General features: G+C 61.9%; 9 protein-coding genes. 1 reads left to right on the forward strand and 8 read right to left on the reverse strand.

Annotated features, from left to right (window positions below):
* Positions 1 to 30 precede the first annotated feature (30 nt).
* Positions 31 to 999 carry a DUF4097 family beta strand repeat-containing protein gene (locus FFS30_RS14575; RefSeq protein WP_171014634.1) on the forward strand — a complete coding sequence of 323 codons (969 nt, stop codon included), beginning with the start codon at positions 31 to 33 and terminating at the stop codon, positions 997 to 999.
* An 8-nt stretch (positions 1,000 to 1,007) separates the two neighbouring features.
* On the opposite strand, the gene FFS30_RS14580 is transcribed toward FFS30_RS14575, so the two are convergent.
* From FFS30_RS14580 to FFS30_RS14615, 8 genes are all read right to left on the reverse strand, one after another.
* Positions 1,008 to 2,333 (reverse strand): sulfotransferase, encoded by a 1,326-nt coding sequence (locus FFS30_RS14580; protein WP_171014635.1) that lies wholly within the window; start codon positions 2,331 to 2,333, stop codon positions 1,008 to 1,010.
* An 8-nt stretch (positions 2,334 to 2,341) separates the two neighbouring features.
* The gene (locus FFS30_RS14585; RefSeq protein ID WP_137913896.1) at positions 2,342 to 3,178 is read right to left on the reverse strand and encodes a sulfotransferase domain-containing protein; all 837 of its coding nucleotides are present in this window, start codon (positions 3,176 to 3,178) and stop codon (positions 2,342 to 2,344) included.
* 12 nt (positions 3,179 to 3,190) lie between these two features.
* A complete protein-coding gene (locus FFS30_RS14590) occupies positions 3,191 to 4,732 on the reverse strand; it encodes a sulfotransferase (protein WP_249352470.1) in 1,542 nt (513 codons plus the stop codon).
* An 85-nt stretch (positions 4,733 to 4,817) separates the two neighbouring features.
* The gene (locus tag FFS30_RS14595) at positions 4,818 to 5,414 is read right to left on the reverse strand and encodes a 2OG-Fe(II) oxygenase (RefSeq protein ID WP_137913897.1); all 597 of its coding nucleotides are present in this window, start codon (positions 5,412 to 5,414) and stop codon (positions 4,818 to 4,820) included.
* Positions 5,407 to 7,269 (reverse strand): sulfotransferase family protein, encoded by a 1,863-nt coding sequence (locus FFS30_RS14600; RefSeq protein ID WP_137913898.1) that lies wholly within the window; start codon positions 7,267 to 7,269, stop codon positions 5,407 to 5,409. Before FFS30_RS14600 ends, FFS30_RS14595 begins: the two co-directional genes overlap by 8 nt.
* Before the next feature lie 73 nt (positions 7,270 to 7,342).
* Positions 7,343 to 10,348 carry a TonB-dependent receptor gene (locus tag FFS30_RS14605; RefSeq protein ID WP_137913899.1) on the reverse strand — a complete coding sequence of 1,002 codons (3,006 nt, stop codon included), beginning with the start codon at positions 10,346 to 10,348 and terminating at the stop codon, positions 7,343 to 7,345.
* A gap of 565 nt (positions 10,349 to 10,913) precedes the next feature.
* The gene (locus FFS30_RS14610; protein WP_137913900.1) at positions 10,914 to 12,374 is read right to left on the reverse strand and encodes a sulfotransferase; all 1,461 of its coding nucleotides are present in this window, start codon (positions 12,372 to 12,374) and stop codon (positions 10,914 to 10,916) included.
* A 129-nt stretch (positions 12,375 to 12,503) separates the two neighbouring features.
* Positions 12,504 to 15,266, reverse strand: a complete 2,763-nt coding sequence (locus FFS30_RS14615) for a TonB-dependent receptor (protein ID WP_137913901.1) — start codon at positions 15,264 to 15,266, stop codon at positions 12,504 to 12,506.
* Positions 15,267 to 15,357 lie beyond the last annotated feature (91 nt).

Genomic DNA, 15,357 nt, shown 5'->3' on the forward strand with positions numbered 1-15,357 from the left:
CGGCAGTCGGTCATGTGTACAGGAGGGATGATGAAAACGGCAAAAGCACATGCGGTTCCGATCGGCACGCTGTTCGCTCTGGCGCTTTGCGCGGCGACGGCGCCGGCGCTGGCATCGGAGAAAAGCAGGACCGAGACCTCGATCGAGGCGGGCAGTAGCGCCAAGGCGCTCGACAGCACCTACAAGCTCGCCGCCGACGGTGCGATCGATGTGAGCAATGTGCGCGGCAGCGTCACGATCACCGGCGGCAGCGAGGACGGGGTCAAGCTCAGCGGCAGCCTCGGTGCGGGCTCCAAGCTCATGGTCGAAGGCAGCGGACGGCGCCTGGAAATGCGCGTCGAGACGGAAAGATCCGGCAGTTGGTCCGGCAACGGACCGAGAAGCGATACCGACCTCGTTCTCAACGTGCCGCACGGCATTTCGATCAAGCTCGACGTGGTCAGCGCCAGCAGCAAGGTTTCAAATGTCGACGGCAGGTCGATCGAAGTCGACAACGTCAGCGGCAACGTGCGCGTCGAAGCGGCCGCGCGCAACATCGAGATCGACAGCGTGAGCGGCGACGTGGTCCTGCAGGTGACGCGCGCCGGTGTGTCCGAGCGTACGCATCTGCAGACCGTCAGCGGCAACATCCGCGCGAACGGGGCCGATGGGCGCGTCAAGCTCGAGACCGTATCGGGCACGCTGACCTTCGTCTCGCCGTCGGTCGCCGAACTGAGCACCGAGTCGGTGTCGGGCAATATCGAAGCGACGACCAAGCCGGCGAAGGGCGGGCGCGTGCGCGCCGAGACGATGAGCGGCAACTTGCGCCTGCGCCTCGGCGCGGATCTCGCCGCGCGCATTCATGCAGAGACTTTCAGCGGCACGCTGAAAACCGATTTCGGCAAAGTGGTCCGCGCCGAACACGGCCCCGGCAGCAGCCTCGACGTCGACACCGGCGGCGACGGCACGCGCATCGACGCGCAGTCTTTCAGCGGCAACGTCGAACTGCGCAAGCAGTAAGCGCGATCTCAGGGCGCAAACAGCGTCGTGAGTTCGGGCAGATACGGCGCATAGCGGCGCCAGCGTTCCACCGCATGCGCATACACCGGCTGGCGCACCTGCCAGACGCTCGCGGTGGTGACGACTTGCGGTTTTTTCTCGGCGTCTCCGCTTTCGGCAACGTCGGGTAAGCCGAGGAAAGCGGCGAGCCGCTGTTTCTGCCGCGCCGGATGGGCGACGAAATCCTCGTAGTCGACTTCGATCGTCGCCAGCGTCAGGCGCGAACGCCAATGCGTCATCAACGCGGCGCAATCGTTTTGCACCGTGGCGATCGTGCGGAAATCGTAGGCGAAGCCGAGGTCGGCATGAGCGAAATGCTGCATCCAGATCGACAGCGCGGTATCGCGCGCGCCGCGCCGGCAATAGACGATCTTCGCGTTCGGGAAGCACGCGGCGATGAAGTCGAGATGGCGGAAGTTGAGCGGGTTTTTGTCGAGATAGAAGCGCGCAGGAGCATCGTCGCGCCGCATCTGCGCGCGGATCACCGCCGTGATCGCGACGAGCGCGCGGCGATCGTGCAGGCGGCCTTGCTCGTGCAGCAGCGCGTGCAGCGCCGGAATCCAGTCGAGCTCGCCGCGGTCGCGCACTTCGGCATGGCGGCCGAGTGCGGTGGCAACTAAGGTCGTGCCGCTGCGAGGCAGGCCGACGACGAAGATCGGCGCGAAATGGTCGTCGGCCTCGAGCGCCGGCAGCGGTGCGGTGCGCAGGCGCGCTTCGACAGCATCCTGCCAATCGCGGATGCGCCAAGTCGACGACTCGCGCGCCGCCGCATTCGCCTCGGTAAGCACGCGTGCCGCCTGGGCGGCGTCGCCGAGATCGTCGAGTGCCTTGCCGAGCGCGAATCCGACACAGGTGCGCGTCAGGGTGTCCAGAGTCGCGCTCGCCCAGCCCTGCCGGAAGCGTTGCAGATCGGGGTCGTCGCTCTGCGTGTAGCGTTTACAGTGGGCGAGGCGCAGCCAGGACGGCCCCTGCGCGGGATCGAGATCGATCGCTGCACGCAAGGCGGCGGCGGCCTCTTCGAATTCGCCGAGCGCGAGCGCGAGTTCGCCCGCGTAGGCGGCGAAGCGCGCATCTGCGGGCCATTGCAGGTGGGTGCTGCGCGCGATCGGCAGTGCGCGATCGTAGGCGCCGCATTCCTTGAGAAATCCGAGTGCGGCGAGCGCGATAGTGCGGTCGGGCGGTGCGCTTTCGCACAAGGAAGCGACGGCTGCGGTCGCGGCTTCGATGCGTCCGTCCTCGCGCAGTCGATTCGCCGCGGCCCAGGCGGCTTCGCGATTCGCAGGCGTCGCCGACATCGAAGCGCTCAGAAGCCGCCGGGCACGTAGCCGAAGCGCTGCATTTGTTCGCGGTTCGCCTCGACGATACGGGCGACCTGTTCGCGGCTGAGTTTCTCGCGCCATTGATTGCTGCGCCCGGCGCGGAAGAAGCGCTTGCCCTTGATCGGCACCTCGACGAAACCGTCGCGCTTTTCCATCTCCGCCAATGCGCGGAAGTCCGAATGTCGGATCGCGCGCTCGATACGCGTGCGGTCGGCATCGAGGCCGAGCAGACGCGCGACCTTGCCGAACCATTTCGCCGGCTTTTCGAGCAGATCCTCGTAGCGCAGGATAAGGATGCGCTCGCTCTCCATATCGGCCCAATTTTTCGTGTGCTGCGACCAAGAGCCGAGATATTCGGTGACGAAGAGGTCGCTGTTTTCGGTCGCCGAGTTTTCGTTGTTGAGATACTCGATCGCTGCATCGAGATCGATGCCGAAGTGATGCGACATGCTGATCGCGACGTCGAGCGGATTGCGCACGACGTAGATCGCGCCCGCGCTGACCGCGGGCGTGAGGAGCGGTACGCCGTCCATCACGCCGGCGCTGCTATGCGTCTTGACGAAGACGGTCTTCGGCGCAGCGGCGGCGATCGCCGCATGCACCCGCGGACGCAGCGCGCAGAGTTCGGCGAAATCGAGCTCGGTGCTCGGCCGCCCGGCGATGCGTGTATACAATTCGGGATCGGCCTCGAGCCTGCCGTAGTTCGGCAGTTCGGCCAGCGGCACCGGCGCGGGGCGGTTCGCGATCAGGTTCGCGAGAAACGCGCGCAGCCAGGTATTGCCGGATTTCGGATAGGAAGCGAGCCAGACGATATTCCCCATTACGCGATCGTATCAGGCTGCCGGCGCAATGGTCGAAAACGCGGGCAATCCGAGCTCGGCGCGCAACGGATCGAGCAGGGCACCATAGAGCGGGGAACGCGCGGTATCGCGCCGCAGCGGTTCGCGCACCTGCGCCGCGCTCGGTGTGTGCACCTCGCGCACGGTCTTGTGAAATTCGAGGCAGGCCGGCTCGAAGTCGAGGCCGCAAAACGCGAGCAGATCGCGGATCGCCGCTTCCGGCTCGCTCACGAGGTGTTCGTAGCTGTTCTCGTAGACGCGTGTCGGATGCAGGCCGTGCCAGTGCTTCGATGCGCGATCGAAATCGCGCCAGGCCGAGGCGAGGTCGGCGAAGGTGCGCGTGTATTCGTTGTTGGCGAGATGCTGGCGATAGCAGGAGAAACAGGTTTCGAGCGGGTCGCGGCGGCCGACGACGATGCGCGCTTCGGGCAGCATCGCGCGAATGGCACCGACGTACAGCCAATTGCCGGGCAGTTTGTCGGTGAAACGCGGGCGCTTCTCGCGCCAATGCGCGGTGCGTTCGAGATAACGCAGGCCGAGGCGTCGCCAGTCTTCGGCCGAAGCATCCTTGGCCCACTGTGCGAGCGGTCGGCCGCGGCGTTTGGATTCTTCGGTCAGGACCAGAGGCAGATCGGCCAGCTCGCCGCCGCCGTCGACCTGCGAATGCGAGGCGAGGATCTGCTCGATCAGGGTCGAACCCGAGCGCGGCAAACTGACGATGAAAATCGCTTCGGCACCGAGCGTCGACGACGTCGGCGGGCTCGGCGTGAACGCATCGAGCAGGGCATCGACTTGGGCCGAGTAGGCCGCGGCGCTCCAGCCCTGGCGGCGCCGGGCGATCGAATTCGCACGTGCCAGTTCGTTCAGAGAATCGGCGTAGCGGTTGCGCTCGTCGAGCGCCTTGGCGAGAGCGAAGCCCATCGCGATCAGATCGTCCTCGCTGGCTTGCGGATGCTTCAGCGCGCGGGTCAGCGCTTCGACTTCGCTGTCGGCGAAGCGCAGCGTCTTCATGTTCGCCAGGCCCCACCAGGCCATACCGTCGAATGGGCGCGCGGCGAGCACGCGACGGTACTCGGCGTTGGCCTCGTCGATGCGGTTCTGCGCCTTGAGCATGTCGGCGAGCATGGTGCGTGCGCCGATCCGCTCGGGAGACAGCGCGACGGCACGGCGCAATGCGGCCGCCGCTTCGTCTATGCGCACGCAGCGCATCAGCACGAGGCCGAGGTTGTACCAAGCGAGGGCGAGTTTCGGGTCGAGCTCGCAGGCGCGGGTCAGGCTGGCGATGGCGGCGTCGTAGTCGTTGTCGGCGAGCAGGGCGGTGCCGAGCGTGTTGTGATACAGAGCGTCGTCTGGGCGCAGCGCGACGGCCTGACGCATCGTCGCAATCGCCTCGCTAGTTTCGCCGCGCAGACTTTGAATGCCGGCTAGCAGTCGCAGCACTTCGGCATGGCGCGGATACAGCGCAAGCACGCCGACGATGTGCCGATCGGCTTCGTCGGCACGGCCGAGTTCAAGAGCCTGCGCAGTGGCGATCACGCCGCGGATCGCCGATTCCGATAATCCGTACAGACGCGAGCTGGGGGGAAGACGCTGGGAAATCACGGTGTCCGCTTCTCTGCGCTCAGAACATCAGATAGGTCGAAAGGATGTACTTGTCGTTCGAGCGCGGCGGCAGCCCGGCGTGCTGGAACATCCAGTACGGCGGGAACATCAGCAGCCGGCCGGCGCGCGCGTCGACGCGCAGGCCGAGATCGCAGAATTCGGTCTCGCCTCCGTCACCGACGTCGTTGAGGTACCACAAGAACACGAGATAGCGCCGGCTCTTTTCGTCGTGCGAGTCGAAATGCGGCTCGAAATTGTCGTCGCTGCCGGCGCGGTAGCGCTTCATGCGCAGATCGTCGATCGTCGGCCGCGACGGGATCGGTATGGTCAGGCCGAGGCGCCGGTTGTATTCGGCGAGGTACTTGTCGATCTGCGCATAGAAATAACCGATGAAGGCGCGATCGGCGACCGGAGTGAGGTTCACTTCGATCCAGGAACTGTTTTCCAGACCGGCGCGATGGCCGCGGCCGTTCGGCGTCTGCAAATGCGCCGATTGCTCGAATGAGGCGATCAACTGCGCACAGAAATCGGCGGACAAAGCCTGATCGAACCAGCAGACGTAGCTACGCAGATTGCCGACGAAATCGAGAGAAGGCTTGACGGGAGACTCAGACATCGTAGCCCCAATGGTCGAGCATCGGTCGCAGGATCGGCAGGGCCTGTTCGAAATACTCGCGGTAGCGGTGCCAGCGGCCGATCGCTTTCTTGTGCGGCGGCTCGATCACCTGCGCATAGCTCGGCGTGCCGATGTAGCCCTTGTCGCGCGCATGCCGGTGGAAATTGGCGAGCGCCGCGGAGTCGTCAAGGCCGAGAAAGCGGCCGATGCGTTGCACATGGCCGTCGAAATCTTCGAGCAGGTCCTCGTAGCGCAAATTAATCACGTTCGGTTTGAGCAGTTCGGCATGGTGGATCCAGAAACGCATGGCATCGACATAGCCTTGGGCGAGACGCTCAGGTGTCGAACAAAGCATACCGAAGGTCAGCGAGCGGAAGTGCTGCATATAGCAGCTCAGGACCACGTCGCAGGGATGGCGCAGCGCCATGATGATCGGCGCGTCGGGGAACAGACGGTTGATCAACGGCAGGCGCAGCATATTGAGCGGATTTTTATCGACCAGCCTTTGGCCCGAGCCGAGCGGGGCGACTTGCGCGGTCAATTTCCAGTACAGCTCGCGCAGCTCGTCGCACTGGGCCGCATCGAGTTTGTGCAAATCGAAAGGATAGGTGTAGCCGAACGTGCCGAGGCGCTCGACCAGATTCTGCAGGAAGGCGCGTTCGTCCATCGAACGCATTTGTGCATGCGCGTCGAGCATTTGCTCGAGCATCGTTGTGCCCGAGCGCGGAAAGCCGACAATAAAGATTGGCGACTCTTTGGCGGACGGGGCAGTCAAGTCCGGCCATGACGCGCGCAGCGGCGCAGAGATCCATTTCGTTGCGGTCGTCAGCAGTTCGGCATCGGGCGCGAGCAGCTCCGGCATCGAACGCCCGATTGCGGCGACCTGCCGCTCGTGGGCGTTGCGCAGGGCATCCATTGCGGCCGCCGCGTCGCCCTCACGGTCGCAGACTTGGGCGAGAGAAAAATACAGGCTGTACCCCTGCTGCAGATCGGCGGACGAGCGATGGCCTGAGTCCGGGGCTTCGGCCTGCAGCAGACGCTCGATCAGTGCGCGTGCATCCGCGGGGTCGCGTTCGCGCAGGGCCAGACGGACGTGCGCTTCGGTGATTTCTTCGCGCAGGGCCGGTGCGACCGACGCATCGATCGGTGGCAGCCTCGCCAGCAGCGCGCGTGCGGCGTCGAGCTTGTTGGCGCGTTCAAGCATCAGGGTCTGATGTGCGATCGCGCGGTAGTTGTGCGGGTTTTCTTGCAGCAGGCGTTCAAAGATGCCGAGGCTGTCGTCCACCCAGTCGAGCTGCGCCAGGGCTATGGCGAGTTCGAGCGACAAATCTTCGTCGAGGTCGCGCCATTGCCGCCACGGTTCGAGCAAACGTTCGGCGAGGCTGCGATCGTCGAGCGTTTCGCACAATTGTGCGGCGTAGACGCGGGCCGTCGGCGAGGTTGGGTCAATGGCATGCGCGTCGAGGAAACAGTCGCGTGCGGACGGATAGATCTCGCGCTCGAGGAACAGGTAGCCGAGATTCATCAAATAATCGAACGAGCGCGGGGCGAGGCGCAGCGCCTGCCGATAAGCTTGCTCGGCTTCGCCTAGTTTGCCTGCTTCGCGCAGGGCCGTGCCGAGGTTGTTCCAGTGGCCGGGCCAGTTTGGAAAACGTTGGGTCAGATCGCGATGGATTTCCGCCGCTTCGGCAGAGCGGGACTGATGCTGCAGCGACATCCCAAGCAACAGTGCTGCAGTTTCATCCCCGGGCACTTGCACGAGGAACGCGCGGCATGCGCTCTCGGCGTCTTGCGGCAGACCGTTCGCGAGTGCGGCCATGATCTGTTCGACGGGCAGGCGGGGCGCGGTTTGCATGGACTAAGTCGTCGCCAATAAAAAAGCCGCGCGGGAGTGAGCCGCGCGGCTTGGCAGATTACAGCAGTTCCGCTTAGAACTTCACGGTTATCTTGCCCCAGAAGTAGCGGCCGATGGTGTCGTAAGTGTTCACGTCGGTGTTCGCGTTGATCACGTTCTGCTGGTAGAACAGCGGCGGCTGCTTGTCGCCCACGTTGTCGATACCGACCTGCACCATCGTGTTGAGCGGCTCGATGTTATAGCCGAACGCGAGGTTGTGATACAGGTAAGAGCCGTAGTGGTAAGGCGAGCCGACGTAGGACGAGGGATTGCTGTCCGCGTTCGCCGATGCGCCGAGGTTGGCGTTGGCATAGCCGATCGACACGCCGCCGATGTAGCGCGCGGTCCAGCTTGCGCTGAACGAGCCCATGTTCCAGTCGAGGCTGCCGAGGCCACGCCAGCGTGCGAAGTTGCCGTATGCGCGGTCGAACTTGCCTGCCAGATGCTTGGTGGAACCGAAGCCGGTCTGGATATCGTACTCGGTGATGTAGGTCGCCTGGAAGCCAACGCGGAAGTTGCCGAACGGCGTTTCCGGCAGGCGATAACGTGCACCGATATCGACGCCCTTGGTCGTGAGAGTGCCGGCGTTGAAGGCACTTTCGTACACCGACGCAATCTGTCCTTCGTTGCCGCCCGTGTTGTAGCGCTTGATCAGGTTGCAGATCGGCGAGAGCTGGCTCGGATTGGTGATCGGAACGCCATTCGGGGCTCCGCTGGCGAAACAGTAGTCCGTGAGGATGGACTGCGCCGTTCCGGCTTGCGCGGAAATGATGACGTTGTTCAACGTGATCCGATAGAAGTCCGCATTGACCGACAAGCCGGGCAGCCATTGCGGGTCGTAGACGAAGCCATAATCGTACGATTTGCCGAATTCGGGCTGCACGGCCGGGAGACCGAAATTCTGATGGGCAAAGCTGTTGCCCACGACGACACCGTTGACCTGTCCAGTACCCGTGTTGGTAAAGGTGTAGCCGCCGCAAGCCAAATTACCCGAGGAGCCGCAAGGATCGGCGGCAGTCGGCGAGTCACCCTTGGCCCCTTGATACAGGTCGGTTACCGACGGCGCACGGAACACCTTCGACACAGTAGCGCGAACCAGCAAATCTTCGATCGGCTTGTACTCCAGCGCGATCTTCCAGTTGTTGGTGCTGCCGAACAGGTTGTACTTCGAATAACGGTCGCCGATGTCGAGCTTCAACGAGTGGACAAACGGCACATCCTTGAGGATCGGCACCAGCAACTCGACGTACGCTTCCTTGACGCTGTAGCCGCCCTGCGAATTGTTCGAGCAGATCGATCCGGCCAATTGGCAGGTCAGAGCGCCCTGTGAATTGACCGTGCCGACGACGGTGGAGTCTACGGTGGAGTGCAGGTATTCCTTGCGATACGAGGCGCCGGCGGCCATCTGCATGGTGCCCGCAGGCAGTTCCCAAAGGTCGCCGTTGACGCCAGCTTCGGCCGTTCGCGTTTGATAAAGCGTATGCAAGTAAGGGTCGGACTTAGCGGCTTGTAGGCCGGCGATCGTGTTCGGGTCGTTGATGTTGAAAATGTTTATCGGGGTACAACCACCGACCACATTGCCCGGCGTTCCGCAGAGAATCTTGCCGGAGGAGGGATCCTGGAACGACGGGCCGAGCGAATTGGCCAACAAGGCGTAGTTCAAGTAACCCTTCTGCTGTGAGTTCTGGCTCAGGTGGCCGAAGCTGTAGTCCACGTTCCAGTTCCAACTGGTATCGCCGAACGCCCCCTTGAATCCGACAGTGGCGAGGTCGTGGGTGGTGGCGAAATCCTGAATGCGGTCGCCGAGGGTCTCGAGACGCGTACGGAACTGATTGTAGGCGATGCCATTCTTGTCCGTTCCGAAATTGACGCCGAACGGGTTGTAGTAGCTTTGCGAAGAGATGAACGTGTCGCTCAGCGCGTCGAGCGGCAGCGGAGCGACCTGCTGGTTCGACGTTGTCTTGTTGTGGAAGACTTCGATATAGGCTTCGACTTTGTCGCTGATCTTGTAGTTGCCGAGGAGGAATACTCCCGTGCGTTCCGCGCGCGTCAGATCGTAGTTGCCGACGGCTTGATAGTTGTACGCATCACGCAGCGAGCCATCGGGATTGGTGCCTTGGTAGCAGCGGAAGTTGCCGAAAGAGGTTCCACTCGTGCCGCTAATTCGGGTGACTCGATCGCAGGACTGCTTTTGCCCTGAGCTGTCGAGGATGTAGTTGCCGGACGTGTCTTTGAGAAACCAATCGTTCGTACCGATCAGATTGTCGGGCAGGCTGATGCTTCCGTTCGGGGTGCGGCTGGAACCGCCCTTTACGACGCCATAGGAGTACTTGTACAGAGCGTCCTTCGAGTAGGCACGATTGAAGGCCATGACGGGATCGTTCTTGTTGTAGTTGATCCCGGCGATGATGCTGCCCTTGTCGGTCGCATGGCCGAACATGGCATGGAAGCCCTTGCGCGCGCCGTCATCGCGATCGGAAATGCCGTAGTCGAGGCCGAATTCCAGACCTTGATAATTCGTGCGCGTGATGATGTTGACCACGCCGGCGACCGCGTCGGAGCCGTAGACAGCGGAGGCGCCGTCGGCGAGGACTTCGATGCGCTCTACTGCCGAGGCGGGCATCATGTTGAGATCCTGCAGCGGCGTGGACACGCGATGGCCGTTGATCAGCAGCAGGCTGCGGCCCGAGCCGAGTCCGCGCAGCGAAATCGTCGAACGGCCGTCGCCGCCGCCGTTGTTGACGTTCGGGTTCACCGCCGCACCCGCAATCGACGGAAGCTGCTGCACCAAGTCGCCGACGGTCAGTTTGCCGGATTGTTGAATTTGCGTCTGGCCGATGGTCAGGATCGGGTTGGCCGTCTCCATGTCCACGCGGCGGATGTTCGAGCCAGTGACCACGATGGTTTCGAGGTTCTGGCCTTTGGTGCTATCGGCGTTCTGCGCGTAGGCGGCGGTGCCTACCAGGCCCGCGGTTGCGGATGCGCCCACGGTAAGGGCCAAACGCACCGAGGCGGTAAGTTTGTTCGCGTCGAGCTTCATACGTGATCTCCAACGTCAGGGTTGTTGTTCGGGACGAAAGAAGGCTTTTCCATCCGGGAAAAGTGCGATCCCCATTTGCCACGGGACTGGGTATCGACAGCGGGGGATGGTAGCAACAAAAGTTTAACGTTGGAACTTTTTTGCCCTGTAATTGATGTTGAATTATGTAAAATTTCTTGCGTCTCAATATGTCGAGATTCGCACGTGAGGCATGCTAGCGATTGGTTATAGATAGGCCTGAAGCGGCCTCCGGCCCGACTACATTTCTGAACTGCACGGGGCAGCAAAGTACGCAGCCTGATGAGCGGAACATGAAGCGCAGTGCCGTATGTCTATTTGCTCACATTACCGTTGCGTGGGCGCCGTGCCCTACAGAAGAATAGAGTGCCGCTCGGCGTGCTCTGGCGTATTTAACGAAGTGCTGGGGTTTAGATCGAGCCAATCGCGACGGATAAAGCCGATTCGAATTAGCGGACGGCAAATCCCGATCCGCAATTTCTGATGATTTTATCGACGGCGATTTATCTTCTGTCTGTCCCGGATCGATCGATTGCAGCGGTTCGTTTCACCGTTCGGCGCGGAATTGGGTCAGCTCGGGTATGAGGTGCTCATACGCGCGCCATCGCCCCACGGATCGGTGATAGATCGGCTGGCGCACCTGCCAAACGCTGGCGGTTTGGATCGCGGCGCCGTTCTTCGCGCGAGCGGCAAGCAGATCGAACGGCGGGAGATCGAGAAAGTTTTCCAGTGCAGCGACAGTCTGCTCGGGCTTCTCTACGACGTCTTCGTAATGGACGGTATGGATCGCAAGCGGCAGGTGCGCTGCCCAATGCAGCATGAGCCGGTCGCAGTCGCGCATGACCTCGGCGATGCAGGCGAAATCGTAGGCGAAGCCGCCATCGGTTCCGGCGAAATACTGGCCCCATATCGACAACGCGGTGTCGCGTTCGCCGCGAACGCAATGAACGATTTTTGCGTCGGGAAATAGCGCGGCGACCAAGTCCAAATAACGGAAATTGAGCGGCTGCTTGTCGATATACCATCGTGTAAGTGGATCGTCGCGAACGAGCTGCGCCGCATACACTGACGCGGCGCTGCGCAATGCCGACGATTCCCCGTATTGATCATGCTGCATAAGCTGTTTGGCGAAGTGCTCGATCCAGGTGAGCTCGCCTCGCGCCGTCACGTCGGGGTGGCGGGACAATATTTCGGATACCAGGGTCGTGCCCGTCCGCGGCAGGCCGACGATAAAGATCGGGCTGAAGTCGTATCGCGTCGGTAACGCCGGGGGCGGAGCCGATTGCAGGCGCGATTTGACGAAACGCCGCCATGATTTCGAGGACCACGCACTATGCCTGCTGACCAGGGCGTTGGCCCGACGCCAAGCGGCGGCGGCGGCGTGGGTGTCATCAATGTCATCGTAGGCCTTGGCGAGTGCGAACAGAGCTGATGCTTTTGATTCATCCGATGCACTGGAATCGTTGGCGCGCGAGCGAAACAGCGCAATGTCCGGATGTGCACGATCGGTGTAGCGAAGACTGGTCGACAGGGCGTGGAGAATATGGCGTTCGAGCAGTGGCGGCGCGAATTCTAGTGCGGCAGTCAACAGGGTGCGCGCTTTGCCGAAGTCTCCGAGCGATAAGGCAAGTCTGCCGGCTTGAAACCGCAGCTCGGACAAGACTTCGGCGCGAATGCTTTGCGATATAAGGAGTGCCCGCTCCAGCACCGCAAGTGCGGCATCGACATGCCTATACTGTTCGAGCATTCGCGACGATTCGTATATCGCAGATGCGTCGGAAGAATTCGCAACAAACGTCTCGATCACTTTCGCCGCCGCGTTGAAGCGGCTCTGTGTACTAAGGACGTTTGCAAGAAAAAAGCTCGCCTGGGCATGCCCGGGATGTTCGCTCAATAATTTGCGCAGCTCATGCTCGGCGCGCAATGCATTGCCCGATTGGGCGAGTGCAACAGCGTGTTCGTATCGCGCGATCCATTGCTCTGTCGGTGACGGCAACTGTTGGGGCATATCGTGAAGGCAGAGAACTGAGCGGCCACCGTACCGTGGCCGGCGTCGGTCGGCAAATGGCAGAGAGGCGGGCAAAGAAAAACCGCGCAGCTTGCGCTGCGCGGTTTCAAATGAAACATCAAAACAAGATCAGAACTTAACCGTCACGCGACCCCAGTAGTAGCGGCCGATCGTGTCGTAGGTGTTCACGTCGGTGTTGGCGTTCGGACCCATCTGGTAGAAGAACGGCGGCTGCTTGTCACCGAGGTTGTTGATGCCGACGTCGACGCGCGTATTGAGCGCTTCGAGGTTGTAGCCGACGGTGACGTCGTTCTGCACCCAGGCGCCGACATGGTAGGTACCGAGATCCGGCACAGCCATACCGCCGACATAACGCGAGGTCCACTGCGCCGAGAAATCGCCGAGGCTCCAGCCCAGCGTGCCCTTCGCGCGCCAGCGAGCGAAGTTGCCGTCCTGCTTGGTGAAGGTGCCGGCAATGTGACGCACCGTCGACGAGCCATCGGGGTTCGGGATCGTGTTGTCGTACTGGGTGATATAGGAAGCGCCCAGACCGACCACGAAGTTACCGAACGACGTTTCCGGCAGGCGGTAGGTGGCGTTCAAATCCGCGCCCTTCGTATCGAGGCGGCCCAAATTGACGTAGCCCACGTTGTTAATCTGGGCGATCGTCGTCGCGTTCTGGAACTGGATGAAATTACAGAACGGGCTCGCCGAACTCGCCGCGCAGGAGTCAACAATCAGCTGTCCCGACGGGCGCGTGATCAGGCCATCGAGCATGATGCGATAGAGGTCGACGCTGACCGAGAGGCCCGGCAGCCACTGCGGATCGTAGACGAAGCCGAAGTCAAACGACTTGCCATGTTCGGGCGACAAGGACACCCCGGCCACGCTGGCACCGGCATAGTTCACGATGATCTGGTCGCGGTTCTTCGACGTCCACTTCTTCGCGGTGTACGAGTCGTACGAAGTTGTGCTCGGCAGGAAGCTCTCGGTGATATTCGGTGCACGGAACACGCGTGCGACGGTGCCGCGCAACAGCAGGTCGTCGATCGGCTTGAACTCGACGCCGACCTTCCAGTTGTTGGTGCTGCCGAAGTTGCTGTACTTGGAATAGCGGTCGCCGAGAACCAAGTTCAGGCTCTTCGCGAACGGCACGTCCTTGACGATCGGCACGAGTACCTCCGCGTAGGCTTCCTTGACGTTGTAGCCGCCGGAGTACGGGTTCGCGCAAGCCGAGTTGGCCACGCCGCACGCGGTCGAACCGGGCGCACGATGCGTGATCGTGTCCGAATCATTCGCGACATAGACTTTGCGATAGGCCAAACCGACCGCTGCGCTGACCATGCCACCCGGCAGCTCGAACAAGTCGCCGTTGGCGTTCAGGTTGGCCTGACGCTCCTGCTGCAACTGATGATAGTAGGTCTGAATCGAGTAGAACTGCTTGAGCAGAGCAGCCGTGTTCGGATCGCTCTGATTCATGATGTTGAGGCAGGTGTTCTTGGTCAGCGGCTGGCCGGCCACCGGCATCACGCAGTTGGCACCGAGAGCGCCCGACTGGTTGATTGCGTCCGAATTCATCAGACCTTGACGGCTGCTGTACTGGCTGTAGTGGCCGTAGTTGATGTTGCCGTCCCACTGCCACGACGTGCCGAACAGGTTGCCCTTGAGGCCAACAAGGACCTGGTCGTTGGTGGTCGAATAGTTGATCAAACGCGGGCCCAGCGCCGAGCCGCGCAGCGAGTCGTCGTAATTACCACCGACACTCGCGCCCAGGTCGACGCCGAACGGATTATAAGGGTTGCCGGAGCTGACGGTCAGGCCAGAACTCGAGAGCGCGTAAGCGGTCGGGGCGAGCTGGGCGTTCGAGCGGGTCTTGTTGTGCAGCACGCTCATGTAGGCTTCGACGGAATCGGTGAGCTTGTAGTTGCCCTTGATGAAGGCATTGGTGCGCTCGCCGTTGGTCGAAATCGGGTTGACCGGGGCATAGTTGTACTGGTCACCGAAGCTGGTGGCAGTCGCGTTCACGAAGCAGCGGAAACCCTTCGGAATGCCGTTACCGCCCGGCGCGCTCGGATCCAGCGTGCCGCCGCCCGAAGCGCAGTTGTTGAACTGCGGGGCGGTGATGAATCCGGTTGGAGCCGCAACCGAACCGGTAAAGCTGACCGCGCCGGTCTTAGCGTTGCGCGTGTAGGACTTGGCGCTGAAATCGCGGTTTCCGCCGAGGATCTGCTCGTTCTTGTTGTAGTCGATGCCGCCCATCAGGCTGCCCTTGTCGGTGCTCTGGCCGAAGATCAGGCTGAAGTTCTTCGTGGCGCCGTCGTCGCGGTCGGAAATGCCGTACTGGGTGGAGAGTTCCGCACCCTGATAGTTGTTGCGCAGGATGATGTTGACCACGCCGCCGATCGCGTCGGAGCCGTAGACGGAGGAGGCGCCTTCGAGCAGCACTTCGACGCGCTCGATCATGTTGACCGGAATCATGTTGACGTCCGAGGTCAGCACGCGGTGACCATCGACGAGCAGCAGGCTGCGGTTGGTGCCCAAGCCGCGAAGCGAAATGTAGCTGCCGCCGTCTCCGCCGCCGTTGTTGGTACGCGGGGTGTTCGCGTTACCGGCAATGGCCGGCAACTGCTGGATCAGGTCGCCGACAGTGACCTGGCCGGACCTGGCGATCGCAGCGCGGTCGATGGTGATGACTGGGTTGGATGTTTCCATGTCTACGCGGCGGATGTTCGAGCCGGTGACCACGATCGTTTCGAGGTTCTGGTTCTTCGGGGCATCGCTTTCGGCGTTCTGCGCCTGGGCGGTAACGGCAAAGCCGGCGGTGGTCGCAACGCCCATGGTCAGGGCAACGCGAACCGCCGAAGAAAGCTTATTGGTTTCAATGACTTTCATTACGCTCTCCAACGTCTAAGTGGATACTTTCGGGACAAAAATTTTCCATCCTGGAAAACAATAAATAACAAAATAAAACAAAGTGCCCGAA

The sequence above is a fragment of the Rudaea sp. 3F27F6 genome (assembly GCF_005503555.1).
In the GTDB taxonomy this organism is placed as follows: domain Bacteria; phylum Pseudomonadota; class Gammaproteobacteria; order Xanthomonadales; family Rhodanobacteraceae; genus Rudaea.